Consider the following 23,388-nt stretch of genomic DNA (forward strand, 5'->3'; position numbering starts at 1 on the left):
GAACCCCGAACGAAGGACGATCATGACCGCCTCCGACGAGCACTCCGTCCCGCCGCGCATCCCCGGCCCCGACGAGCCGAGCATCCCCGAGCTCGAGGAGGACGAGACGATCGCCCCGCGCCCCGAGGAGGAGGCCGCCGACCTCGACCGCGCGACCCCCGACCTCGCCCCGCACCCCGAGGGCTAGCCCTCCCCGCGAGATGCCACTTGTGCACGCCTTTCACGGCGTGTCGCGTGCACAAGTGGCATCTCGCGGCGGGGATCAGGACGCGAAGTGGGCGCGGACCTCGGCCTGCCAGCGGGTGCGGTCCTCGTCGGAGATGAAGGCCGCGTCGAAGGAGTTGAGGGCGAGGCGCTCCAGTTGCGCGTCGTCCATCCCGAGCTCCTCGACCAGCGCGCGGTAGTTCGCGTCGACGTAGCCGCCGAAGTAGGGCGGGTCGTCGCTGGAGACCGTGACGATCAGCCCCGCGTCGAGCATCGCCGGCAGCGGGTGGTCCTTCATCGTGTCGACGGCGCGGAGCGCCACGTTCGAGAGCGGGCAGACCGTGATCGGCACGCCCTGCACGCGGAGCATCGCGACGACCGCCGGGTCCTCCATCGCGCGGATGCCGTGGTCGATCCGCTCCACCTTCAGCAGCTCGAGCGTCTCGGCGACCGTCTCCGGGCCGCCCTCCTCGCCCGCGTGCGCGACGAGGTGCAGGCCCTCCGCCGCGGCCCGCGCATAGACGTCGATGAAGAGCTCCGGCCCGAAGCCGACCTCGTTCGAGTCGAGCCCGACCCCGATGATGTGCTCGCGGTAGGGGAGGATCGCGGTCAGCATCTCGTCCGCCGCGTCGGCGCCGAGGTCGCGCAGGAAGCACATGATCAGGTCGGTCGAGATGCCGTGCGTCTCCTCGCTCCGCCCCAGCGCGCTGGTGAGCCCGGCCATCACGACGTCGAGCGGCACGCCGTTGCCCAAGTGCGTCTGCGGATCGAAGAAGATCTCCGCGCGGCGGACGTTCGCGAGCTTCGCGCGATCGAGATAGCCGGTGGCCAGCTCGAAGAAGTCGCGCTCCGTCTTCAGGACCGTGAGGTTCGAGTAGTGCAGCTCGAGGAACGAGGCGAGGTCCTCGAAGGCGTAGCGCGCGCGCAGGGCGTCCAGATCCTCGGTCGGCAGTGCGATGCCGTTGCGGCGCGCCATCTCGACGATAAGCTCGGGCTCGATCGTGCCCTCGATGTGGATGTGCAGCTCGGCGCTCGGCGGCGCTCCGCGATCGAGGGCGGTGCCGGTGGCGGGAGACGTGAGGGTCACGGTGGCGTTCCTGTTCCGGGCCGCGGTCGCGCCCCGCGGTCACCGTAGTCGGCGCGTGTTACGCGCCGATGACCGGCGGATGTGCGGCCCGCGACGGCGCCCGCCCGCCCGGCCGAGACCGCGCGCCGCCGACCGTCGCCCGCGCACCCGCGCACCCGCGCACCCGCTGGGAGGATGAGGGCATGCCGTTGCTCGCTCCCCGCCGCCGTCCCGCATCCGAGCCGGGCCCTGCGCCGCTGGTCCGACTGCGTGAGGCGGCCGTCCGGGCGGGGGAGACACAGCTGCTCGCCCCGATCTCGCTCGAGGTCGAGCCCGGCGAGATCGTGGCGGTCACCGGTCCGAACGGCAGCGGCAAGACGACGCTGCTGCGCCTGGTCGCCGGCCTGACGCCGCCGAGCTCCGGCACCGTCGAGATCGCCGGCCGCTCGGTCTCGGAGCGAGACCGCCTGCATCGGCGCCGGGTCGCCGCCCTCGTCGGCACCCCGCCCTTCGAGCGCGACCTCACGCTCGCGGAGCACCTCGCGATGGTCGCCCTGTCCTGGGGAGCGCCGCTCGCCGAGGCACGCCGCACGGCCGTCGCAAGTCTGGACGCGCTCGGCCTCGGCGCCCTCGCGAGCCGGTTCCCGCACGAGCTGTCCTCCGGGCAGACCCAGCTCCTCTCCCTCGCGCTCGTGCTCGCCCGGCCCGGCGAGGTGCTGCTGCTCGACGAGCCGGAGCAGCGGCTCGACGTCGACCGCGTGCCACTCGTCATCGAGGTCCTCCGCGAGGCCGCCCGCGGTCGAGCGGTGCTGATCGCGACCCACAACCCGCTGCTGACGAGCGCACTGGCCACCCGCGTCCTCGAGCTGAGCGGCCGATGAGGGCCGGCCGCGTCGGTGTCAGGCGCCTCCGGGTCGGCGGCCCGAGCGAGCGGGTCCAGCCGTCCGCGCTCTGCACCGGTCCCGCGCTGCGGCCGAGCAGCGCGGTGGCGCCTACGCCGGCTACCTCGCGGCGATGACCCTCCTGGTGGTCGTCCTGCCCGTGCTCCGGGCCGTCGTCCTGCTCGCCGCGGAGCCCGACCCCACCCTCGCCGCCCTCGACCCGACGACCGTCGTCGGCCTCGCCGCCGGGCTGCTCCTGCCCGCCGCCGTGCTGCTCGGCCGCGTCCGCGGTCCGGCGGTCGGCGAACCGCACACCACCGCCGTGCTGCTCGCCACTGACCTGCCTCGCCGCCTCGTGCTGCGCCGGCCCGTGACGGTCGCGGGGACGGCCGCTGTGCTCGCGAGCGTCGCGGCCGCCCTGCTCATCGCCGTCGCCGTGGGCGGCGCACCGCTCGTCGCCGTCGGTGCCGGAGCCGCCTTCGCAGTCCTCCTCGCCGTCGCCTGGCTCGCCGGCCAGTGCCTCCCCGGCCGAGGAGCGGCCCTGCTCACCGGGGTGCTGGTCGCCGCAGCAGCGCTCCCGGCCGGTCCGGGTGCCCTCCTCGGCCGCGCGCTGGCGACGGCCGACCCATCGGCCCTGCCCGGCACCGCGGTGCTGACCGCCCTGGCCGCACTCGCGCTCGCCGTCGTCCCGCGCCTGCTCGACACGGTCCGCGGCGTCGTCGTGGTCGCGCAGTCGCGGCAGTGGCGGTCGGCCCGGAGCAGGGGAGCGATCGGCGAGGTCGCCGACGCGCTCGAGGGCTACCGCGCCCGGCCCGGCCGCTTCCGCCGCGTCGACGCCGTCCGCGTCGCCCCGTTCGCCCTCGCCGTGCCGCTCCGCGACGCGATCGGCGCGCTGCGCACGCCCGGCCGCTCCGTCGCCGGAGTCGCCGCGCTGGCCTCCGCGGGGCTGGCCCTCGCCGTCGCGGCCGTCGCGCCGCCCTCGCTCCTCGCTCTCCCCGCCGCGCTGGCCGGCGTCCTCGCCTACTGCGGCGCCGGGGTCTGGAGCGACGGCCTCCGCCACGCCGCCGCGACCGCGGGCCAGCCGGCGCTGCTCGTGCCTGCGCCGTTCGAGCTGCTGCTGCTGCACGGGATCCTGCCGCTGCTGCTCGCCGTGGGGATCGTCGTCGCGGCCTGCGCTGTCGCCGCCGGGCCCGCGTGGCCCGCCGTCGCGGTCGCGGTGGTCGCGGTGGCCGCCCGGGCGATGGACGCGGCCCGCGGCCCGCTCCCGCCCTCGCTGCTCGGGCCGATCCCGCTGCCGATCGGGGACGGCGCCGGCGCCGCGGTGCTGCTGTGGAACCTCGCCGGCGTGCTGGTGACGGGTGCCGCGGCGGTGGGAGTCGCGTCGGCTCCGGGCCTGCTCGCGGCGGTCCCGGTCGTCGCGGCCGGCTGCCTCCTGATCGCCCGCCGGCGTCTCGCTCGCGCCTGAGCCTCCCGGCCTCCGCCCGCCGAGCGGATGAGAGGATGGCCGGGTGACCGCGCATCCCCGGCTCGACGAGCTCATCCGCACCGTCCACGTCCTCCGCGCCCCGGGCGGCTGTCCGTGGGACGCCGAGCAGACCCACGAGTCGCTCGTGCGCTACCTGATCGAGGAGTCGCACGAGCTGGTCGACGCGATCGAGGCCGGTGACCGGGCCGACCTGATCGAGGAGCTCGGCGACGTGCTCTACCAGGTGCTCTTCCACTCCGATCTGGCCGCCGACGGCCCGGAGCCGTTCACGATCGAGGACGTCGCGGCGCACATGAACGCGAAGATGATCGGCCGCCACCCGCACGTCTTCGGCGACGCGACCGCGGAGACCGCCGACGACGTCATCGCCGTCTGGGACGAGCTGAAGAAGACCGAGAAGCCGCACCGGACGAGCGTGCTCGACGGGATCCCGCAGGGCATGCCGGCTCTCGCGCTGGCCGACAAGGTGATCGGCAAGGCCACCACGCTCGGCATCGTCGACGCGGGGGAGGGGCCGCTGCCGATCGAGTCGGAGGAGGACCTCGGCCCGCTGCTGCTCGCGATCGTCGCGTCGGCCCGGGCGCAGGGGCTCGACGCCGAGCGCGCGCTGCGGACGGCGACGCGCGACCTGCAGGACGAGATCCGTGCGGCGGAGCGGGAGCGCCAGGAGGGGTAGCTGTCGCCTCGAGTGCTGATCACGGGGATCTCGATAGGCCCGCTCCGCGGGCTACTCGATCAGCATGAGGCGAGGGCCGCTCGATCAGCAGGGAGCGCGTGCGGCTCGACGCGCGTGCGCCCTTTCATGTTGGTCGAGTAGCCGCGGAGCGGCGTATCGAGACCCCACGTCCCCAGAGCGGTGGATCTCGATACGCCCGCTGCGCGGGCTACTCGATCAGCATGGCTGGCCCGCTGCGCGGGCCGCCCGATCAGCAGGAAGGCCGTCGGTCAGGCGACGCGGCGCCCGCGGGGCAGGCGCGCCGCCGGCGTCGCCGTCCGGCGGATCGCGCCGAGCAGCAGGCCGACCGCGAGCACCAGCTGCAGCGTCAGACCGACGAACCAGGACGGGACGGTCGCGTCGAAGACCTCCTCCGGAGTGCTCGGCCGCGTCGAGCCGGTGTAGCCGGAGCAGGAGAGCTCGACGACCGGCTCCGGAGCGATCTGCGCCTGCCGAACCAGCAGCGAGAGCCCGGTGAACAGGTCCTCCGGCGAGCCGTACTCGTCGAGGTGCGGCGGAACGGCGTCGGCCAGCACCACGAACGGGTTCAGCGCGAGCAGCCCCCAGTAGTAGTCGGCCCGCGCCACCTGCGTCTCGTAGTCCGGTCCGCAGATCCCCTCCTCGTCGTCGACGAAGACGGTCTGCTGCTCCGTGGTCGTGACCGCCGTCAGCAGCCCGAACGCGATCAGCGACCCGACGCTCATCGCCGCGACCACCAGGTAGGTGGTGACGACCGACATCAGCGGCCGGTCGAGGATCCCGCTGAGACCCACTCCGATCGCCGCGACGACGCCCAGCTGCACCGCGAGCACGAGCACCGAGACCGACGCGGAGGCGAGCGACACCCCGCCGACCCCGACGGCGACGAGCAGGAACGGCACGGTGCTCGCGAGGAACGCCAGCGCGACCAGCCAGGCCGAGACGAACTTGCCGAGCACGAGCTGCGCCGTGGTCACGAGGGTGACCTGCGTCGTCGCGAGGGTCCCCGCGTCGCGGTCGCCGTTCACGGCCGTGCCGGAGAGCGCGGGCGTCACCAGGCTGCCCAGCAGCAGCACGAAGTAGACGAGGGTCGAGTAGAGGAAGCCGCCCACGACGGCGCCGCTGCCCGAGAAGACGCCGGTCGCGACCACCAGCAGCCCGGTGACCGCGCCGACCAGCAGGAAGAACAGCCCGAGCAGGACGAAGGACGAGGTCCCGCGCACCCGCTGGGCGAGCTCGAGGCGGAGGACGATGCCGACGCCCTGCAGGAAGGGCAGCGGCCGGGCGGTGGTCTCGGTGCTCATCGGGCGTCCTCCTCGTTCTCGGTGCTCGGTTCCGCGGGCCGGCCAGGCCCCGCGGCACTCCCCGGCTCCCCGGCCGAGCGGGTCAGATCCGAGAAGGTGTGCTCCAGCTCGCCCACCGCCGGCGCGAAGCGGCTGACCGCGACCCCGGCCGACACCAGCCGCGAGAGCAGCTCGGCCGCCGCCGCATCGTCGACGACCGGCACGAGGGCCGCGTCGCGCTCCACTCGGACCGGCACGCCCGTCAGCCGCTCGACGACCTCGGCGAGCTCCGCCCCGCGCGGCCGCACCGCGTCGATCCGCCAGGCCCGCAGTGCCCGCGACGCGCGCGCGACCGCCTCCTGCGAGGCCGTCACCCCGCCGTCGAGGTAGACCGCCGCGGTCGCCATCTCGTCGAGCTCGGAGAGCACGTGACTCGAGACCAGCACCGTGCGCCCCTCGCCGGCGAGCCGCAGCACGAGGTCGCGCAGCGCGATCCGCGCCCCGGGATCGAGCCCCGAGGCCGGCTCGTCGAGCACCAGCACCGACGGGTCGTGCACGAGCGCCCGGGCGAGGCTCAGCCGCTGCTTCTGCCCGCGCGAGAGCACCCGGGTGGGCCGGTCGCCGAACTCGACCAGATCCACGAGCCCGAGCAGCTCATCCGCCCGGGCCTCGGCGTCCGGGCGCGGCAGCCCGTACAGCTGCCCCGTCGTCAGGAGGGTCTCCCGGCAGGTCAGGCTCGCCCAGGAGCCGAGGACGTCGGGCATCCAGCCGAGCGCGGCCCGCACCGCGGCGGGCTCCTCGACCGGGTCGTGCCCGGCGACGCGGAGCCGCCCCGCGTCGGGGCGCAGCAGCGTCGCGAGCAGCAGCATCAGCGTCGTCTTGCCCGCGCCGTTGGGACCGATCAGCGCGGTGACCTCCCCGGGCCGGGCCTCGAAGCTGGCGTCGCGCACGGCGTGCACCGGCCCGAACGCTCGCGACACCCCCTCCGCGACGATGCCGGCATCAGCGTGCGTGTCCATCGAGTCCCCCTCGTCGGTCCGCGGCGATCCCCCTGACCGCGCGAGCGCCGCGAGCCTAGCCGACACCCCCGACCGGCCGGACGCCGGCGGCGCGGAGGGCCGGAGAACACCGGTCGACGGTCTGGGAGAATCGCCGCATGGCTTCTGCGATCACCCCGCCCCGCGGCATGCGCGACTTCCTCCCGGCCGACAAGGCGAAGCGCGAGCACGCGCTCGGAGTGATCCGCCGGGTCTACGCGGCGCACGGCTTCGACGAGATCGAGACCCCGGTGGTCGAGGACTTCGAGCGCCTGCACTCCGGCCTCGGCGGCGACAACGAGAAGCTCGCCTTCAGCGTGCTGCGCCGCGGGCTCTCGCACGACGACCTCGCCGCGGCGGCCGCGGCGGACGACGCCTCGGGCCTCGCCGACCTCGGCCTCCGCTTCGACCTCACCGTCCCGCTCGCCCGCTTCTACGCCAGCCACCGCGCCGAGCTGCCGACCGTCTTCCGCTCGGTCCAGATCGCGCCGGTCTGGCGCGCGGAGCGCCCGCAGAAGGGCCGCTACCGCCAGTTCGTCCAATGCGACATCGACATCATCGGCGAGCAGGGGCAGCTCGCCGAGGTCGAGCTGATCACCGCGACGGCCGCCGCCCTCGACACCCTGGGCCTGCGCGAGTGCACGATCCGGATCAACGACCGCCGCATCCTCACCGGCATCCTCGAGCACTGCGGCTTCGCTCCCGAGCGCTTCGGCCCGGCCCTGATCTCGATCGACAAGCTCGACAAGATCGGGGCGAGCGGAGTCGTCGCCGAGCTCGAGGCCGACGGACCGGACGCCGCGGCCGTGCTCGGCGGCTACCTCGCCCGCATCGAGGCGGCCGTCGCCGCCGGGGGAGTGGCGCTCGAGCAGTCCGCGATCCTCGGCGTGCTGCCCGAGGGCATCGACCCGGAGGCGGTCCTCGCGCTCGAGACGCTCGCCCGGTCGCTGCGCTCACTGCCGACCGGCGTCTCGCTCCGCTTCGACCCCACGCTCGTGCGCGGGATGGGCTACTACACCGGCACCATCTTCGAGATCGCGCACCCCTCCTCCGGCTCGTCCGTCGGCGGCGGCGGACGCTACGACGGCATGATCGGGCGCTTCCTCGGCCAGGACGTGCCGGCCTGCGGCTTCTCCATCGGCTTCGAGCGGATCGTCGAGCTGATCGACGTGCCGCTGGACGAGCGGCCGGACGCGGTCGTCCTCGTGCACGAGCGCGACGCGGCCCCGGAGGTGCTGCTCGCGCTCAAGCAGGAGCTGATCGCCGGCGGCTCCCGCGTGCGCTTGGAGCGCCGCGCGAAGAACCTCACGCCGCTGCTCGACCGGGCCGCCGCCGCCGGATTCACGCGCTTCGCACTCGTGCCACGCGACGCCGCAGCGGCCGCGGATCTCGCCTTCAAGCCGCTCGGCTGAGCTGAGAGGGGCCTCAGCCGATCCGCCGGGAGGGACGGGCGGAGCGGTCGGATCGTTGTCGGATCCGTGAGACCCTTAATACCCGCGAAATCTGCGGACACACCGGAGAAATCTCCCGAGGATAGCGTCGAGGCACCCCGATCGGCGCGGCTTGGCGCGCCCCGTGGGGCACCCGTCGCCAACCGCGCACCACAGCAGCTTCCACCGCCTTACCCGAGGAGTCCCCCTTGCCCCTGTCGCCCTTCCGCACCTCGCAGACCTTCGACCGCCGCAGCGTCCTGCGCATGGCCGGCGTCGCCGGTCTCGCCCTCGGCGGCGTCTCCGTCCTCGCCTCCTGCGCCTCCGACTCCTCCGGCGCCTCGGCCGAGGACGGCGGCGACCTCGGCACCCTGAAGGTCCAGCTCTCCTGGATCAAGAACGAGGAGTTCGCGGGCGAGTTCTTCGCCGACTCCAAGGGCTACTACACCGAGGCCGGCCTCTCCGGCGTCACGCTGACCGCGGGCCCCTCGACCGGCACCGCCGAGCTGCTGTCCGGCTCGGCCGACGTCGCGCTCAGCGACGCCGTCTCGGTCGGCACCGTCGTCGCCAACGAGAAGGCGCCGCTCAAGATCATCGGCGCGACCTACCAGAAGAACCCGTTCACGGTCCTCTCGATCGCGACCGCCGGCAACATCGCCACCCCCGCCGACCTCGCTGGCAAGAAGATCGGCGTCCAGGCGTCGAACACCTCGCTCTTCCAGGCGCTGCTGAAGGCGAACGGCCTCGCCGAGTCCGACGTCACCGTCGTCCCGGTCGAGTACGACCCCTCGGTCCTGATCAACGGCACCGTCGACGGCTTCATCGCCTACCTGACCAACGAGGCGATCACCGTCGCCGCCGAGGGCTACGAGGTCGTCAACCTGCCCTTCGCCGACAACGGCCTCCCGTTCGTCGCCGAGACCTTCACCGTCACCGACCAGGCCATCTCCGAGAAGCGCGAAGCGCTCAAGGCGTTCCTCGTCGCCGAGATCAAGGGCTGGACCGACGCGGTCAACGACCCGGAGGCCGGCGCGATGCTCGCCCTCGAGACCTACGGCAAGGACCTCGGCCTCGACGAGGAGTCCTCCAAGAAGGGCTCCACCATCCAGTCCGAGGAGCTCGTCGTCTCGGACGAGACCGTCGCGAACGGCCTCTTCACGATCTCGGACAGCCTCCAGGAGGAGACGCTCGCGTCGCTCTCGGGCGCCGGCATCGAGGTCGACGCCGCCGACCTCTTCGACATGAGCCTCCTCGCCGAGGTCTACGAGGAGAACCCCGACCTCGTCAAGTACGCCGCCTGACCGCGGCGACCGGAACAGCTCCACCACACATGCAGCACCACGGAGGGCACCACTCGTGACCGACACGACCGACGCCGGCACTCTGCGCGAGCAGGGTGCCGGCGGCACCGGCATCCAGATCCACGGCCTGTCGAAGACGTTCCGGATGGGCTCTCGCAGCGTCACCGCGCTGCAGGACACCGATCTGCACACCGACCAGGGCAGCTTCCTCGCGCTCCTCGGCCCCTCGGGCTGCGGCAAGTCCACCATCCTGCGGATCCTCGCGGGGCTGGAGGAGCCCACCTCGGGCTCCATCCGGGTGGACGGCCGCACGCCCAAGGAGCTGCGCCGCGACAACAAGCTCGGCATCGCCTTCCAGGACCACGCGCTCCTGCCCTGGCGCAGCGTGATGTCGAACATCCGCCTCCCGTTCGAGATCGCGGGCAAGTCGGTGGACCAGTCCTACATCGACGAGCTGATCGACCTCGTGGGCCTGCGCGGCTTCGAGAAGGCCAAGCCGGCGCAGCTCTCCGGCGGCATGCGCCAGCGCGTCTCGATCGCCCGCTGCCTCATCCTCAAGCCCGAGGTGCTGCTGCTGGACGAGCCGTTCGGTGCGCTCGACGACATGACGCGGCAGAAGCTCAACCTCGAGCTGCTGCGGATCTGGACCGAGAAGCCGGCCACGACCCTCCTCGTCACCCACGGCATCTCGGAGGCGATCTTCCTCTCGGACCAGGTCGCCGTGATGAGCCCGCGGCCCGGCCGGGTCAAGGAGATCATCGAGATCGACCTGCCCCGCCCGCGCACGCCGGAGATGCAGCGCACCCCCGAGTTCCACGCCTACGTCGACCAGGCGTCCGAGCTGCTGTTCGGCGACGGCGGCGCGGCCGCCGACGACCACTGAGGCGCCCCGTGGCCACCCTGCTCCCCGCTCCCGTCCCGCCGACCGAGCGCCGCTCGCGCTCCCTCCCGCCCTGGGCCTCCGGGCTGATCGGCATCGTCGGCATCATCGCCGTCTGGTGGCTGATCGCCCTGGTCACCGCCCCCACCGGCGGCACGACCTACGCCCCAGTCCCCACGCCGATCCAGGTCGCGCAGACGATCGCCGAGGACGGGCCTGCGTTCTACTGGGCCAACTTCTCGGTGACGATCGGCGAGGCCGCGGTCGGCTACTTCTGGGGCAACCTCATCGCCCTGGTGCTCTCCGCGCTCGTCCTGATCGTGCCGTGGCTGGAGGGGATCGTCTCCCAGCTCGCGGTCGTCACCTACTGCGTGCCGATCGTCGCGATCGGGACGCTCGTGCTCCTCATCCTCGGCGGCTCCGACGCGCCGGGGCGGCCGAGCGACACCGCGATCTTCCTCGCCGGGCTCTCGGTCTTCTTCACCACCGTCGTCGGCAGCCTGCTCGGCCTCAAGGCGGCCGACAAGGCCTCGCTCGACGTCGTCACCGTCTACGGCGGCACGAAGTTCACCCAGCTCCGGAAGGTCCGCGCCATCGCGGCGCTGCCGAACATCCTCTCCGCACTGCAGATCGCCGTTCCCGCGGCGTTCCTGGGCGCGATCCTGGGGGAGTACTTCGGCAAGATCGAGACCGGGGTCGGGCCGATCCTGGTCGCGGCGCAGGTCTCGCTGAACTCGCCGCGCGTCTGGGCGCTCTTCCTCCTCTGCGCGGCCGTGGCGCTGATCGGCTACGGCCTCGTCGGCCTGATCGGGCGCCTCGTCGCCCCGTGGTCCTCCGGAAAGCGGGCATGACATGACCTCCACGATCCCCGACCGCACCGAGCAGTCGAGCCCGACGCAGATCATCGCGGTCGACGAGCTCCGCCGTCAGCTGCGCAGCGCCGCCCTCGGCGCCACGCTGAAGAGCCTGCGCAAGAGCCTCCTGATCGCGCTGTCGACCGTCGCGATCGTCCTCGCGATCTGGATCGGCGTGATCCTCTTCAGCGGCGTCTCGCCGTACGTGATCAAGGGGCCGTGGGACGTCTGGGCGCACCTGGTCACCGACGAGTCGGCGGCCGAGAACCGCGCCGAGCTGGGCGGGCTCTTCGCCGTCACCATGGTCGACTCGTTCATCGGCTTCGCGGCCGGCCTGATCGTCGCGATCCTGGTCGCGATCCTCTTCCGGTTGTCCAAGGGCGTCGAGCACGCACTGATGCCGTTCGCGCTGCTGCTGCGCTCGGTCCCGCTGATCGCGATGACGCCGCTGATCATCCTGGTCTTCGGCCAGGGGACGGTCGCCTCGGTCGCCGTGGTCGGCGGCATCGTCGTGCTCTTCCCGGCGCTGGTCACGATCGCGTTCGGCCTGAACAACGCCTCGCCGCAGATGCTCGACGTCGTCTCGGTCTACGGCGGCTCCACGCTCACGGCGATCCGCAAGGTCGCCATCCCCGGCGCGCTGCCCTCGCTCTTCGCGGCGATCCGCGTCTCCGTCCCCGGAGCGATCACCGGCGCGCTGCTGGCCGAGTGGCTCTCCACCGGCGACGGCATCGGCGGCGGCATCGCCGGCTGGACCGCGCAGGCCCGCTTCGACGACATCTGGTCGGCCGTCGTCCTCGTGACCGGCGTCTCGCTGATCCTCTACATGGTCGTCCAGGTCATCGAGACCTTCGTCCTGTCCCGGATGTCCCTCTCCCTCTCCTGACGCACGTCTGCTCCCCTCCGCGAGATGCCACTTGTGCACGCCCGACACGGCGTGTCGCGTGCACAAGTGGCATCTCGCGGGATGGGGGAGGGACGGGTCAGACGGTCACGATCGCGTCGATGCGGCGCGGGGACAGCAGGTCGCGGCCGCCGAGGCCGTCGAGCTCCATCACCACGGCGATGCCCTCGAGGGACCAGCCGGCGCGCTCGATCAGGCGGCAGCTCGCGTCGAGGGTGCCGCCGGTGGCGAGCACGTCGTCGACGAGCAGCAGGCGCGCGCCCTTCGGCACCGCGTCCTCGTGCACTTCGAGCTGAGTGCTGCCGTACTCGAGCGTGGCCTGCTCGCTCAGCACGGTCCGCGGCAGCTTGCCGGGCTTGCGGATCGTCACGACTCCCAGGCCCGCGGAGTAGGCGGCGGCCGCGGCGAGGAGGAAGCCGCGCGCCTCGACCCCGGCGATCGCGTCGATCCGGCCGCGGTACGGCTCGATCAGCGCGTCGGCGACCGCGCGCAGCGCCTCGCCGTCGCCGAAGACCGGCGTGAGGTCGCGGAAGAGGATGCCGGGCTTCGGGAAGTCGGGGACGACCTCGGTGAGGCGCTCGACGAGGGCGGCGGCGGTGCTGGTCACGGGGTCCTCCGGTGGGGCGGGAGCGGATCGGCGGCCGTGCGGCGCGGCTGCCGTCAGGGCCCTGGGAGTCTACCGACGCCTCGCGGACGCCTCCCGTTCCGAGGCGGTCAGTAGACTCCTTCCCGACCGCTCCCGCCCTCCGGGAGCCCACCCGTCAAGAGGAGATAGTTGTGGCCCTTATCGAGGCAGTCGTCGCCCGAGAAATTCTGGACTCCCGTGGCAACCCCACGGTCGAGGTCGAGGTCCTGCTCGAGGACGGCGCGTCCTCGCGAGCGGCCGTCCCCTCCGGTGCCTCCACCGGCGCCTTCGAGGCCTACGAGCTGCGCGACGGCGACGCCGAGCGCTACCTCGGCAAGGGCGTGCAGAAGGCCGTCGACGCCGTCATCGACGAGATCGGCCCGGCCATCGAGGGCTTCGACGCCACCGACCAGCGCCTCGTCGACGCCGAGCTGATCGAGCTCGACGGCACCGAGAACAAGTCGCGCCTGGGCGCGAACGCGATCCTCGGCGTCAGCCTCGCGGTCGCCAAGGCCGCCGCGCAGTCGGCCGACCTCGACCTCTTCCGCTACGTCGGCGGCCCCAACGCGCACACCCTGCCCGTCCCGCTGATGAACATCATCAACGGCGGCGCGCACGCCGACACCGGCGTCGACATCCAGGAGTTCATGGCCGTCCCGCTGGGCGCCGAGTCCTTCTCCGAGGGCCTGCGCTGGGGCGTCGAGATCTACCACGCGCTCAAGGCGCAGCTGAAGAAGGCCGGCTTCGCCACTGGCCTGGGCGACGAGGGCGGCTTCGCCCCCGACCTGCCCACCAACCGCGAGGCGCTCGACTTCATCCTCAAGGCCGTCGAGGCCGCCGGCTTCACCCCCGGCAAGGACATCGGCCTCGCGCTCGACGTCGCCTCCTCCGAGTTCTACGAGGACGGCAAGTACACCTTCGAGGGCAAGAAGCTCTCGGCCGAGGAGCTCTCCGCCTACTACGCCGACCTCGTCGCCAACTACCCGCTGGTCTCCATCGAGGACCCGCTGGACGAGGACGACTGGGCCGGCTGGACCCACCTCACCGCCGAGATCGGCGACAAGGTGCAGCTCGTCGGCGACGACCTCTACGTCACCAACCCGGTGCGCCTGGCCCGCGGCATCGCCGAGAAGGCCGGCAACTCGATCCTGGTCAAGGTGAACCAGATCGGCACGCTCACCGAGACGCTCGACGCGGTGGCCCTCGCCCAGCGCAGCGGCATGACCGCGATCCTCTCGCACCGCTCCGGCGAGACCGAGGACACCACCATCGCCGACCTGGCGGTCGCGGTGGACGGCGGCCAGATCAAGACCGGTGCCCCGGCGCGCTCGGACCGCGTCGCGAAGTACAACCAGCTGCTGCGCATCGAGGAGATCCTGGGAGGCGCCGCGACGTACGCGGGTCGCTCCGCCTTCCCGCGCTTCACCGCGTAGTCTCTCCCCGCCGGAGCGGCCCCGGAGCCCAGCACCTCGGTGCGGGCACCGGGGCCGCTCCTGTTCCGCCCTCATCCGTTCCACCGCTCGAGGAGGCACCCGCCCATGGCCCGACCGCCCCGCCGGCCCTCCGCACCCGGGAGCGCGCCCCGCCGCCCGGCCGCTGCCGAGACTCCGGACTCGCCCGCCTCGAAGCCCGCCGCCTCGAAGCCCGCCGCCGCGAAGCCCGCCGCGTCGAAGCCCGCCGCCGCGACGCCGAGCGCCTCGAAGCGGGGCGCCTCGAAGCCGTCCGCCTCGAAGAAGCCGGCGTCCAAGCCCGCCGGCGCGACGTCCGCCGCGTCGAAGCGCCCCGGCGTGAAGCCCGCCGCGTCGGCCCCGAAGGCCTCGCGCACCCCGCGCGCGAAGCAACCCCCCGTCACGCCGTCCTCCGCCTGGGTCGCGGGCGTCCGCGGCTCCGGCTTCACGCTGCTCGTGATGGGCATCATGATCCTGGCCGTCGTCGTCCTCGCGCCCAGCGTGAAGAACTTCGTCGAGCAGCGCGCCGAGATCGCCGAGCTGCAGCGCTCCGTCGATGCGGCGAAGACCCAGTCGCAGAACCTCGACGAGCAGCGCGTGCGCTGGTCCGACCCCGCCTTCATCCGCGCCCAGGCCCGTGAGCGCCTGTACTTCGTGATGCCGGGCGAGGTCAGCTACCTCGTCCTCGACGACATCGCCGTCGCGCAGCAGGCCGCGCAGCCGGCCTCGAACTCGGTGCAGAAGACCCCGAGCGACTGGGCGGGCTCGCTGCTCTCCTCGATCGCGGTCTCCGGCCTCGGCGACCCGACGACGGCGGAGCTCACCCCCACTCCCTGACCCCGGCCCCTACCCCGGCCGCCGCCTACACTGGAGAGTTCCCTCCGGTCCCTCCGGTCCCTGCGCCCCCTGGAGTCCTCCGTGACCACGCCCCCGTTCGACCCGCCCACCGAGCACGACATCGCCGTCGTCTCCGCCCAGCTGGGCCGCCCCGCCCGCGACGTGGTCGGCATCAGCGCGCGCTGCGTCTGCGGCAACCCGACGGTGGTCTCCACCAGCCCGCGGCTGAGCGACGGTACGCCGTTCCCCACCTTCTACTACCTGACCCACCCCGCCGCGACCGCCGCGATCTCGCAGCTCGAGGCGACCCAGGTCATGGTCGAGTTCAACGCGCTCCTGGCCGAGGACGAGGCGCTGCGCGACGCGCACGCGGCGGCCCACCGCGCCTTCCTCGCCGACCGCGAGAGCATCGCCGTCGTGCCCGAGATCGCCGGCATCTCCTCCGGCGGAATGCCGACCCGCGTGAAGTGCCTGCACGCCCTCGCCGGCCACGCGCTCGCCGCGGGTCCCGGAGTGAACCCGATCGGCGACCTCGCGCTCGCCCGCGCCGACTGGTCGCCCGAGCGCTGCGAGTGCCGGCCGCTCGAGGTCTGACAGACTCCGCGGACCGGCGGGTCGACGCGATTCGACGCGCGGTTCGCTAGGCTGATTCCCAGTCGGGGTCAGTGCTGCCACCCGCATCGAGAGCGGGCACTTCGCGAGTAGCAGGGTGTTCGCATTGTCCATCCCTCTGGAGTGTTCACCGTGCCCAAAATCCTGATCGTCGGAGGCGGCTACGCCGGCTTCTACACCGCGTGGAAGCTGGAGAAGTACCTTCGCGCCAACGAGGCCGAGGTCACGATCGTCGACCCGCTGCCCTACATGGCGTACCTGCCCTTCCTCCCCGAGGTCGCCGCGGGCTCCATCGAGCCGCGCCACGCGATCGTCTCGCTGCGCCGCCACCTCAAGAAGACCGCGATCCTCGCCGCGAAGGTCACCAAGATCGACCACGCGTCCAAGACCGCGACGATCACCCCCACGGTCGGCGAGCCCTACGAGTTCGTCTACGACCAGATCGTCGTCACCGCGGGCTCCGTCTCGCGCACCTTCCCGATCCCGGGCGTCGCCGACAACGCGATCGGCCTCAAGACGATCGAGGAGGCGACCGCGATCCGCGACCGCATCCTCACCAACTTCGACAAGGCCGCGACCCTGCCGGCCGGCCCCGAGCGCTCGCGCCTGCTGACGGTCACGGTCGTCGGCGGCGGCTTCGCCGGCATCGAGGTCTTCGCCGAGCTGCGCTCGTTCGCGAGCGCGCTGCTCAAGCGCTACCCCGAGATCGACTTCGAGGAGACCAAGTTCCACCTCGTCGAGGCGATGGGGCGGATCATGCCCGAGGTCGCGCTCGAGACGAGCCACTGGGTCCTCAAGAACCTCGACCAGCGCGGCGCCACCGTGCACCTCGACACGCAGCTGAAGTCCGCCGAGGGCGGCGTCATCGAGCTGTCGACGGGCGAGACCTTCGAGTCCGACCTGATCATCTGGACCGCGGGCGTCATGGCGAACCCGTCGATCAAGAACTCTGACCTCCCGATCGAGGAGCGCGGCCGTCTGCGCGTGCGCGCCGACCTCCGCGTGGGCCACGACGACGTCATCGTCGAGGGCGCCTGGGGCGCCGGCGACGTGTCGGCCGTCCCCGACGTCACCGGCGGCGGCGTCGGCGGCTTCTGCGTGCCGAACGCCCAGCACGCCGTCCGCCAGGGCAAGCTCATGGCGACCAACATCATCGCGGTCCTCCGCGGCGAGGCGCCCAAGGACTACTTCCACAAGAACGCGGGAGCGGTCGCCGGTCTCGGCATCGGCATTGGCGTCTTCCAGTCCGGCAGGATCGCGATCAAGGGCTTCCCGGCCTGGGTCATGCACCGCGGCTACCACGGGCTCGCCATGCCCTCGTGGGAGCGCAAGTTCCGCGTGGTCTGGGGCTGGTGGAACAACCTCTGGCTCGGCCGCGACATCGCCTCGATCGAGGCCCGCGAGTACCCGCGCGGCTCCTTCGAGACCTACGCGTCGCGCCCCCGTCCGGCCGCTCCGGCCGCCGAGTCGGCTCCGGCCGGCACCCCCGGCCCGGCCGGCGCGCCGGTGACCGTGGGCGGCGAGCCCGCCAAGGCCTGACAGCACCGTCGGGTGGTGCGCGAGAGCGCGCCGCCCGGTGGTCGCCCCCATAGCCCAATCGGCAGAGGCAGACGACTTAAAATCGTCTCAGTCTGGGTTCGAGTCCCAGTGGGGGCACTCTCTCGGCGGCTGCTACGCGGCGCGCGCGTGCGCAGCCTTCTCGAGCGCCGCAGCAGGCAGCGCCCCTTCGCGTCCTGCCCCGTCGAACAGGGCCGCCTCGAGGGCGGCGGTGATCTCGCCGGGGGCGCACTCGGCGCAGAGGACGACGAGCTCCTCGGAGCTCACACCCTCGGAGTCCTCGCCGCCGGAGCGGTCCAGGACGACGGCATCGGTTCCGCAGCTTCCGCATTCGATCATGCGGGTACCGTACGTCCGACCTCCGACATCGCCGTGACGCGCGGACGGTGAGTCGCGCGGGAGTGCGAGAGTTCCGATCCGGGCCATCCGGCCGTGTCCGTTCCTGTCAATCGCTACGCCGGCGCCCGCCCTCGCATAGAGTCGTCGCCGGGCGGTCCTCGCCCGGACGGAGCGCTCGCGCCGCCGTCCCGGGGGGCGGGCGGCCCGGTGGCGCCTCGTGGCGTCTCCTTCTTCTCGTGCCCTCGGGCACTGTCATGCATCACCCGGCGACGGGTGGTCGGGAGGCCTCCATGGGGAAGCTGCTCTACGGAGCCTCGGGTGTCGAGATCGAGTTCGACGACCGCACGCTCACGCACGTCCAGATCGTCATCGCCAACAAGCTGCGCCGCCGCGAGAGCTTCTTCTTCTCCTGGCGCGACGACCCGGCGGTCGGCGACGGCCGCTCCAGCATCTGGCTCGACCCGTCGGTCCCGCTCTACTTCAAGTACTTCGGCGGCCGGGTGCCGTCGATCAACCGCACCTGGATCGACCTGCTGACGGTCTCCGCGAACTCCTCCGGCGGGCTGCAGCTCGTGCAGGAGCCGGACGCCGCTCCCACCCCGCCGCCGAAGGGCGAGCAGGGCGCGTGAAGCGCGACGTCTCCGCCCGGCTGACCCTCGACGTCGCGCGACCCGCGACGCTCGTCTTCTCGATCGCGGTCGCGGGGGCCTACGGGGCTCCGGAGCGGCTGTCCCTCGAGCTGGACGGGCGCGAGGTCGCCGCCCGCGAGGTGCTCGACCAGCACGGCACCCGCCTGCACGTCCTCGAGGCGGGCGTCGGACGCCTCGTCGTCGACTACACCGCGAGCGTCGACGGCGTGCTGGAGCCGCTGCCCGGCGAGGAGGTCGACCGCCTGCGCTACCTGCGGCCGAGCCGCTACGCCGAGTCGGACATCCTCTGGGCGACCGCGCGCGCCGAGTTCGCGGGCCTCGAGGGCGCGGCGCTGCTCGCGTCGGTCAGCTCCTGGGTCGGCACCCGGCTCGCCTACGTGACCGGCTCGAGCCTCCCCACCGACGGTGCGGAGCGGACGCTGCTCGCCCGTCGCGGGGTCTGCCGCGACTTCGCCCACCTCGTGGTGGCGCTGCTGCGTGCGCTCGACGTGCCGGCCCGGCTGGTCGCGGTCTACGCGCCGGGACTCGCGCCGATGGACTTCCACGCGGTCGCCGAGGCCTGGATCGAGGGCTCCTGGCGGGTGGTCGACGCGACCACGCTGGCGCCGCGCTCGAGCCTGGTGCGGATCGCCACCGGCCGCGACGCGGCGGACACGGCGTTCCTCAGCGTCTACGACGGCATCGCGACGCTGACCGACATGACCGTCGGCGCCGTGGTCGACGTGCTGCCGGACGACGACGTGCGCGAGCTCGCCGCGATCGGCTGAGCTCGCACCCGGGCCGCCGGGCTTGGTACCGCCCCGGCGCTACTCGCCGACGTCGACGAAGCGCCGCCAGGCCCAGATCGACGTGCAGACGGCCGTGAAGGCGATCACGGCGAAGAGCGCCGGCCCGCCGCCGCCGTCGGTCGCCCAGGCGGCGATCGTCGGCGTGAGGAGCAGGAAGAGCACGGTGCTCGCCAGCAGCGACAGCCCGAGCCAGAGCACGGGCGACCAGCGCAGGATGCTCTGCCCCGCGGGCCGGCCGACCGGGAAGAGCAGCACGACGCTCGAGCCGACCGAGATCAGCGTCGTCGCGCTGAGGATCTCGGCGGTCAGGACGGCGGCGAAGGAGCCGTCGGCGGGGACGGCTGCGGAGGCTCCCCAGGCGACGGCGGCGAGGCCGAGCAGGGAGACGACCCGCACGGTCGCGAGCTTGGCGCGCGCCACGGCCGAGGCGCCCTCGGGCAGGACGAGCCCGATCACCACTCCGAAGAGGAAGGCCGGGTCGAGGCCCGCGAACCGCGAGAGCAGTGCGGCGCCGGCCACCAGCAGCAGTGCGCGGGGCGAGGCGACGATGCGGATGCCCGGCAGGCCGATCCGGCGCCCGACCAGGGCGGGGACCCCTGCGGCGACGGCGTTCACCACGGCGACCGCGACGATCACCGCGATCAGCAGACGGAGGTACGCGGGCTGCCCGTCGACCCGGCCGGAGAGCAGCACGAGGCCGGCTGCGCAGCCGATCATGCCGACCACCATCGTCCGCGCGGAGACGGGCGCGGGGTCGGGCCGGTCGTCGTACTCCACGCTCGCGCGGTTGCGGCCGGTCAGGCGCCAGGTGCGCGGCTCGCGCGGCACCCGGCCAGCGACGGCGAGGCGGGCGGGGACGACGAGCAGGGCGAGGGAGGCGACCGCCAGCGCGAGCGAGCGCATCCAGTCGGCCATCGTGCCGATCGGAGCGCCGGAGGAGAGCGCCGTGGTCATCCCGGTGGCCGCGCTCCAGCCACCGGGCGCGGAGCCGCCGTCGGCGGGCGCGGGAGCGGGAGCGGTGGGGGGCGGGTCGCTCGGAGCGGCTCCCGGCGCCGGTGCAGCGGTGGCGCCGTCGGACGGGGCCGCCTCGGGCACGGGCGCCGTCTGGCCCGGGCGCGCCGGGGAGGGCGTCGCGGTGCTTCCCGGCGTCGTCGGCCGCGCGGTCGGCGAGCCGGGCGCGGTGGTCGGCGTGCCGCCGCCGGGGGTCGCCGTGCTCGTGCCGGGAGCTGTCGCCGAGGGAGTGGCGGAGGGCGTCGTGGTCGCCGCCGAGAAGGTGGCGTCGATCCACGGGCTGCGCGAGCTGTAGTTGCCGGCCGCGTCGCCGGCGATCGCCGACACGCGGTGCGCTCCGGCCGTCACCGTGCCGCCGGTGCAGCTCCAGGCGCCGCCGGTGATCGGCGCGTCGCAGGTGTTGACGAGGTCGACGTAGACGTAGACCCGCGTGCCCTCGGTGGCCGTGCCGGAGTAGACGGCTCCGGAGAGCGGCAGCGCGGCACCCGGGCCGGGGGAGGCGAGGACGGGCGCGACCGGCGCGGCGGTGTCCACGACCAGCGAGACGGCCGCGCTGGCGGGCGAGACGGTGCTCCCGGCGAAGGAGGCGGACTGGGTGGCGGTGACGCGGTAGCTGCCGGGGGCGGGGGTGGGCGCGAGCTGGCAGAACCAGCGGCCCGCGCCGTCGGCGGTGGCGAGGCAGGAGGCGCCGCCGTCGGAGGTGACCGCGACGCTCGCTCCCGGGTAGGCGGTGCCGCTCACCGATCCGGCCGACGTCGCCGAGCCATCGACCGACTCGATGACGGGAGCGCTGAGCACGGCGACCTCGGTGCGGGCCGAGGTGGTGCCGCCGGCGGCGAGGAGCTCGACGGCGGTCAGGCGGATCCGGCCGTCGTCGAGGTCGAGCAGGCAGCTCCAGGTGTCGTCGGCCTCGACGGTGGTGATGCAGAGCGGCTCGCTGCTGCCGGTGAGGCCGATCTGGATCTGATCGCCGGCCGTGCCGGTGCCGGTCGCGGTGACCGCGCCGCTCGGCAGCACGGTGCCGGAGGCCGGGGAGGTGATCGTGAGGGGTGCGGCGGCCAGCGCGCTCGGCGCGGTCAGGCCGGCGGCGGCGCCCAGCGCGACGAGCAGCACGAGCAGGAGGGCGGCCGGACGGCGGCGCGACGAACGGGGGGAGCGGCGGAGGCGACCCGTCGGCACGGCCGACGGACCCCTCGTCGCGGAACCCCCCGGAACAGACGCGGCGACACTCGGAATCACGGTGCGTCCATTGCACGGGGGCGCACGGGTGGTGTCAAGCGCGGCGCGCCCCCGTTGCCGGATGTACACCGAAGGGCGGATCGGCCTCCTCCGCCCGGGGGAGCGGCTGGTCGGAGCGGGAGAGCGCTTCCGCGACAATATACCCATCGACGAGTCGGAGGAAAGATGAGCGAGGACGCAGCACGCGGACGCGATCGGCAGCAGGTGCGCGCCGAGACCGCGCGCTTCGACGACCCGCGGGAGCTCGGGCGGCTGCTGCCTCCGGGACTGCGGATCGGACTCGCGCAGAGCGCCTTCCAGACGGAGGGCTCGCTCGAGGCCGGCGGTCGCGGCCGCTCCGTCTGGGACGACTTCGCCCTGCGGCGCGGCACGATCGCCGAGGAGGCGACGCCCGAGTTCGCCACCGACTTCGTCCTGCGCTGGCGCGAGGACCTCGCCCTGCTCGTCGACCTCGGCGTCGAAGAGCTGCGGCTCTCGATCTCCTGGACCCGGCTGCAGCCGGACGGGCGCGGACCGATCGACCGCGGCGGCCTCGGCTTCTACGACCGCCTCCTCGACGAGCTCGCCGGGGCCGGGCTGCGGATCGCGCTCACCCTGCAGCACCGAGACACCCCTTCCGCGCTCAGCGGGGGCTGGATGAATCGCGACACGGCCTTCCGCTTCGGCGACGTCGCCTTCGAGATCGGCTCGCGGCTCGGCGACCGGGTGGCGGACTGGATCACCCTGGATCAGCCGTCGACCGTGTTCCTCGAGGGCTACGCGCTGAAGAACCAGGCGCCGGCGGCCGGGCGGCTGTTCAGCGCGCTGCCCGCGCTGCACCACCAGCTGCTCGGGCACGCGATCGCGGTCGAGGCGCTCCGCTCCGCCGACCTCGCCGGGCGCATCGGGCTCGTCGACGCGCAGGCCGTGGTCGAGCCGGCGAGCGAGTCGGAGCGGGACGGCGCGTGGGCGGCGCTCGCCGACGTCCTGCAGAACCGGCTCGTCGCCGAGGCCGTGCTCACCGGCGTCTATCCGTCGGGGCCGGAGGAGCTGCCGCCGTTCCTCGCGCCGCTCGCGGGGGTCGATCCGGTGGATCTCGCCCGCATCAGTGCCCCGCTCGACTTCTACGGGGTCGCGCCGCTGGCCCCGCAGCGGATCGCCGCCGGACGCGACCCGGCGCTGCCGACCGGGCCGGGTGCTCCGCCCGCTCTGCCGTTCCACGCCCGCCCGTGGCCGGAGCTCGACCGGACCGGTGACGGCTCGCCGTTCGCGCCGTGGGCGCCGGTGGCGGTGCTGCGGAGCCTCGTCGAGCGCTACGGGGATGCGCTGCCGCCGCTGGTGCTGACGGAGCTCGGCGCGAGCTATCCGGATCTGCCGGACCGGCAGGGCGCGATCGTCGACACGGAGCGGATCCGCTGGCTGGGCGCGCACCTCGGGGCGCTCGCCGAGGCCGTGCACGAGGGCCTGCCGCTGGAGGCCGTCCAGCTGTGGACGCTGGTGGACGCCTTCGAGTGGCAGCACGGCTACACCCGGCCGCACGGGCTGGTGGCGCTGGACTCCCGCAGCCGCGACCGCGTGCCGAAGGCCTCGTTCGACTGGCTGCGGCGCGTGCTCGACGAGCGCTCCTGACGGCGACCGCCTGCGGGTCTCGATACGCCCCTGCGGGGCTGCTCGACCGGCATGGGCCGCATGCTGATCGAGTAGCCCGCGGAGCGGGCGTATCGAGATCCACCACCGTCCGAACCTGAGTCTGCAGACCCGCCCTGCTGGGGACGGTGGGTCTCGATACGCCCCTTCGGGGCTACTCGACCAGCATGAGTCGGGGCTGCTCGACGAGCATGGAGTGGCCCTGCAGGGGTGCTCGGCCAGCATGAGGCGGGACTGCGAGGCCGCTCGAGCAGCAGGGGGGCCGGTCCGGCGTGGGAGACTGCCGCGATGCGCAGCCTTCTCGCCCTCGCCTCGATCCTGCACGCGGAGCCCGCCGTGGTGCTCGCCGCGCTCGCCGACGTTCTCGCCGCCGACGACGGGCCGGCGTTCGAGCGCTCGGCGGACGGGCTCGAGCGGCGGCTGCCGGTCGTCGGCCTCGAGCAGTGGCGGGTGCTGGCGGACGAGGAGGGATCGCGGGTCGAGTGCGAGCTGGTCGCGTCGGGAGCCTCGTCCGCACTCGCGGGGGTGCTGGCCCGACGCCGGATCCGGGACGCGCCGGAGCGGTTCCGCACCGTGGTCACCGCCGTCGCGGACGTCGTCGAGCCCCGAGCCTGAGTGCCCCCCGCACGGGGAATG

23 protein-coding genes and 1 tRNA gene are annotated in these 23,388 nt (G+C 73.5%); 18 read left to right on the forward strand and 6 right to left on the reverse strand.

Features of this window, described 5'->3' with window-relative positions; all coding sequences use genetic code 11:
* Positions 1–22: 22 nt before the first annotated feature.
* Entirely contained in the window at positions 23–187 is a 165-nt protein-coding gene (locus MT355_RS03230) for a hypothetical protein (protein ID WP_159422277.1), read from the forward strand.
* A gap of 75 nt (positions 188–262) precedes the next feature.
* Here MT355_RS03230 and MT355_RS03235 read toward each other — a convergent pair whose 3' ends face one another.
* Positions 263–1,291, reverse strand: coding sequence for an adenosine deaminase (locus MT355_RS03235; protein WP_243598502.1), 1,029 nt, complete (start codon positions 1,289–1,291; stop codon positions 263–265).
* 182 nt (positions 1,292–1,473) lie between these two features.
* On the opposite strand from MT355_RS03235, the gene MT355_RS03240 reads away from it, so the two are divergent.
* From MT355_RS03240 to MT355_RS03250, 3 genes are all read left to right on the forward strand, one after another.
* Positions 1,474–2,151, forward strand: a complete 678-nt coding sequence (locus MT355_RS03240) for an ABC transporter ATP-binding protein (protein WP_243598503.1) — start codon at positions 1,474–1,476, stop codon at positions 2,149–2,151.
* A gap of 133 nt (positions 2,152–2,284) precedes the next feature.
* Positions 2,285–3,616, forward strand: coding sequence for a hypothetical protein (locus tag MT355_RS03245; RefSeq protein ID WP_243598504.1), 1,332 nt, complete (start codon positions 2,285–2,287; stop codon positions 3,614–3,616).
* A gap of 43 nt (positions 3,617–3,659) precedes the next feature.
* Positions 3,660–4,313: a MazG family protein gene (locus tag MT355_RS03250; protein ID WP_243598505.1), complete on the forward strand. Its 654-nt coding sequence runs from the start codon at positions 3,660–3,662 to the stop codon at positions 4,311–4,313.
* A gap of 269 nt (positions 4,314–4,582) precedes the next feature.
* Here the strand turns inward: MT355_RS03250 and MT355_RS03255 are convergent, their stop codons facing one another.
* Positions 4,583–5,635 (reverse strand): ABC transporter permease, encoded by a 1,053-nt coding sequence (locus MT355_RS03255; protein ID WP_243598506.1) that lies wholly within the window; start codon positions 5,633–5,635, stop codon positions 4,583–4,585.
* A complete protein-coding gene (locus tag MT355_RS03260) occupies positions 5,632–6,633 on the reverse strand; it encodes an ABC transporter ATP-binding protein (RefSeq protein ID WP_243598507.1) in 1,002 nt (333 codons plus the stop codon). Before MT355_RS03260 ends, MT355_RS03255 begins: the two co-directional genes overlap by 4 nt.
* Before the next feature lie 137 nt (positions 6,634–6,770).
* On the opposite strand from MT355_RS03260, the gene hisS reads away from it, so the two are divergent.
* The 5 genes from hisS to MT355_RS03285 all read left to right on the forward strand — a co-directional run bounded on the left by hisS (position 6,771) and on the right by MT355_RS03285 (position 12,002).
* Positions 6,771–8,063: a histidine--tRNA ligase gene (hisS, locus tag MT355_RS03265; RefSeq protein WP_243598508.1), complete on the forward strand. Its 1,293-nt coding sequence runs from the start codon at positions 6,771–6,773 to the stop codon at positions 8,061–8,063.
* A gap of 227 nt (positions 8,064–8,290) precedes the next feature.
* The gene (locus MT355_RS03270; RefSeq protein WP_243598509.1) at positions 8,291–9,382 is read left to right on the forward strand and encodes an ABC transporter substrate-binding protein; all 1,092 of its coding nucleotides are present in this window, start codon (positions 8,291–8,293) and stop codon (positions 9,380–9,382) included.
* Positions 9,383–9,527: 145 nt separating this feature from the next.
* Complete coding sequence (locus MT355_RS03275; protein WP_123705595.1) at positions 9,528–10,265, forward strand: ABC transporter ATP-binding protein; 738 nt, start codon at positions 9,528–9,530, stop codon at positions 10,263–10,265.
* An 8-nt stretch (positions 10,266–10,273) separates the two neighbouring features.
* On the forward strand, positions 10,274–11,113 hold the full coding sequence (locus tag MT355_RS03280) for an ABC transporter permease (RefSeq protein WP_243582213.1): 840 nt from the start codon (positions 10,274–10,276) through the stop codon (positions 11,111–11,113).
* Between the two features lies 1 nt (position 11,114).
* Positions 11,115–12,002 carry an ABC transporter permease gene (locus MT355_RS03285; protein WP_208110631.1) on the forward strand — a complete coding sequence of 296 codons (888 nt, stop codon included), beginning with the start codon at positions 11,115–11,117 and terminating at the stop codon, positions 12,000–12,002.
* A gap of 97 nt (positions 12,003–12,099) precedes the next feature.
* On the opposite strand, the gene MT355_RS03290 is transcribed toward MT355_RS03285, so the two are convergent.
* Positions 12,100–12,627, reverse strand: coding sequence for an adenine phosphoribosyltransferase (locus tag MT355_RS03290; RefSeq protein WP_132437731.1), 528 nt, complete (start codon positions 12,625–12,627; stop codon positions 12,100–12,102).
* A 170-nt stretch (positions 12,628–12,797) separates the two neighbouring features.
* Here MT355_RS03290 and eno point away from each other — a divergent pair, with 170 nt between their 5' ends.
* The 5 genes from eno (at position 12,798) to MT355_RS03315 (ending at position 17,198) form a co-directional block, all read left to right on the forward strand.
* The gene (gene eno, locus MT355_RS03295) at positions 12,798–14,078 is read left to right on the forward strand and encodes a phosphopyruvate hydratase (protein WP_123447613.1); all 1,281 of its coding nucleotides are present in this window, start codon (positions 12,798–12,800) and stop codon (positions 14,076–14,078) included.
* 105 nt (positions 14,079–14,183) lie between these two features.
* The gene (locus MT355_RS03300; RefSeq protein ID WP_243598510.1) at positions 14,184–14,930 is read left to right on the forward strand and encodes a septum formation initiator family protein; all 747 of its coding nucleotides are present in this window, start codon (positions 14,184–14,186) and stop codon (positions 14,928–14,930) included.
* A gap of 81 nt (positions 14,931–15,011) precedes the next feature.
* Entirely contained in the window at positions 15,012–15,524 is a 513-nt protein-coding gene (locus MT355_RS03305; protein ID WP_243598511.1) for a DUF501 domain-containing protein, read from the forward strand.
* Between the two features lie 150 nt (positions 15,525–15,674).
* Positions 15,675–17,081: an NAD(P)/FAD-dependent oxidoreductase gene (locus MT355_RS03310; RefSeq protein WP_243598512.1), complete on the forward strand. Its 1,407-nt coding sequence runs from the start codon at positions 15,675–15,677 to the stop codon at positions 17,079–17,081.
* A 43-nt stretch (positions 17,082–17,124) separates the two neighbouring features.
* Positions 17,125–17,198, forward strand: a tRNA-Leu gene (locus MT355_RS03315).
* Positions 17,199–17,213: 15 nt separating this feature from the next.
* Here MT355_RS03315 and MT355_RS03320 read toward each other — a convergent pair.
* A complete protein-coding gene (locus MT355_RS03320; RefSeq protein WP_243598513.1) occupies positions 17,214–17,438 on the reverse strand; it encodes a hypothetical protein in 225 nt (74 codons plus the stop codon).
* 290 nt (positions 17,439–17,728) lie between these two features.
* On the opposite strand from MT355_RS03320, the gene MT355_RS03325 reads away from it, so the two are divergent.
* Together MT355_RS03325 and MT355_RS03330 are read left to right on the forward strand one after the other, a co-directional pair.
* Positions 17,729–18,067 (forward strand): ATP-dependent DNA ligase, encoded by a 339-nt coding sequence (locus MT355_RS03325; protein ID WP_068211888.1) that lies wholly within the window; start codon positions 17,729–17,731, stop codon positions 18,065–18,067.
* A complete protein-coding gene (locus MT355_RS03330; RefSeq protein WP_243598514.1) occupies positions 18,064–18,855 on the forward strand; it encodes a transglutaminase family protein in 792 nt (263 codons plus the stop codon). The genes MT355_RS03325 and MT355_RS03330 overlap by 4 nt, the downstream gene beginning before the upstream one ends.
* 39 nt (positions 18,856–18,894) lie before the next feature.
* On the opposite strand, the gene MT355_RS03335 is transcribed toward MT355_RS03330, so the two are convergent.
* Positions 18,895–21,066, reverse strand: a complete 2,172-nt coding sequence (locus MT355_RS03335; RefSeq protein ID WP_243598515.1) for a hypothetical protein — start codon at positions 21,064–21,066, stop codon at positions 18,895–18,897.
* Between the two features lie 225 nt (positions 21,067–21,291).
* Between MT355_RS03335 and MT355_RS03340 the strand changes: the two genes are divergently transcribed.
* Entirely contained in the window at positions 21,292–22,734 is a 1,443-nt protein-coding gene (locus tag MT355_RS03340; RefSeq protein ID WP_243598516.1) for a glycoside hydrolase family 1 protein, read from the forward strand.
* Positions 22,735–23,040: 306 nt separating this feature from the next.
* Positions 23,041–23,367 (forward strand): hypothetical protein, encoded by a 327-nt coding sequence (locus tag MT355_RS03345; protein WP_243598517.1) that lies wholly within the window; start codon positions 23,041–23,043, stop codon positions 23,365–23,367.
* Positions 23,368–23,388: the final 21 nt, after the last annotated feature.

It is taken from the genome of Rathayibacter sp. VKM Ac-2929 (assembly GCF_022815495.1).
Lineage (GTDB): Bacteria > Actinomycetota > Actinomycetes > Actinomycetales > Microbacteriaceae > Rathayibacter > Rathayibacter festucae.

Excerpts from the sequence above, each read along its gene's own strand:
- MT355_RS03260 (WP_243598507.1), bottom strand. The coding sequence starts at position 6,633 with ATGGACACGCACGCTGATGCCGGCATCGTCGCGGAGGGGGTGTCGCGA.
- MT355_RS03320 (WP_243598513.1), bottom strand. The coding sequence starts at position 17,438 with ATGATCGAATGCGGAAGCTGCGGAACCGATGCCGTCGTCCTGGACCGC.
- MT355_RS03285 (WP_208110631.1), top strand. The coding sequence starts at position 11,115 with ATGACCTCCACGATCCCCGACCGCACCGAGCAGTCGAGCCCGACGCAG.
- MT355_RS03245 (WP_243598504.1), top strand. The coding sequence starts at position 2,285 with ATGACCCTCCTGGTGGTCGTCCTGCCCGTGCTCCGGGCCGTCGTCCTG.
- MT355_RS03240 (WP_243598503.1), top strand. The coding sequence starts at position 1,474 with ATGCCGTTGCTCGCTCCCCGCCGCCGTCCCGCATCCGAGCCGGGCCCT.
- MT355_RS03345 (WP_243598517.1), top strand. The coding sequence starts at position 23,041 with ATGCGCAGCCTTCTCGCCCTCGCCTCGATCCTGCACGCGGAGCCCGCC.
- MT355_RS03300 (WP_243598510.1), top strand. The coding sequence starts at position 14,184 with ATGGCCCGACCGCCCCGCCGGCCCTCCGCACCCGGGAGCGCGCCCCGC.
- MT355_RS03340 (WP_243598516.1), top strand. The coding sequence starts at position 21,292 with ATGAGCGAGGACGCAGCACGCGGACGCGATCGGCAGCAGGTGCGCGCC.
- MT355_RS03255 (WP_243598506.1), bottom strand. The coding sequence starts at position 5,635 with ATGAGCACCGAGACCACCGCCCGGCCGCTGCCCTTCCTGCAGGGCGTC.
- hisS (WP_243598508.1), top strand. The coding sequence starts at position 6,771 with ATGGCTTCTGCGATCACCCCGCCCCGCGGCATGCGCGACTTCCTCCCG.
- MT355_RS03275 (WP_123705595.1), top strand. The coding sequence starts at position 9,528 with ATGGGCTCTCGCAGCGTCACCGCGCTGCAGGACACCGATCTGCACACC.
- MT355_RS03325 (WP_068211888.1), top strand. The coding sequence starts at position 17,729 with ATGGGGAAGCTGCTCTACGGAGCCTCGGGTGTCGAGATCGAGTTCGAC.
- MT355_RS03230 (WP_159422277.1), top strand. The coding sequence starts at position 23 with ATGACCGCCTCCGACGAGCACTCCGTCCCGCCGCGCATCCCCGGCCCC.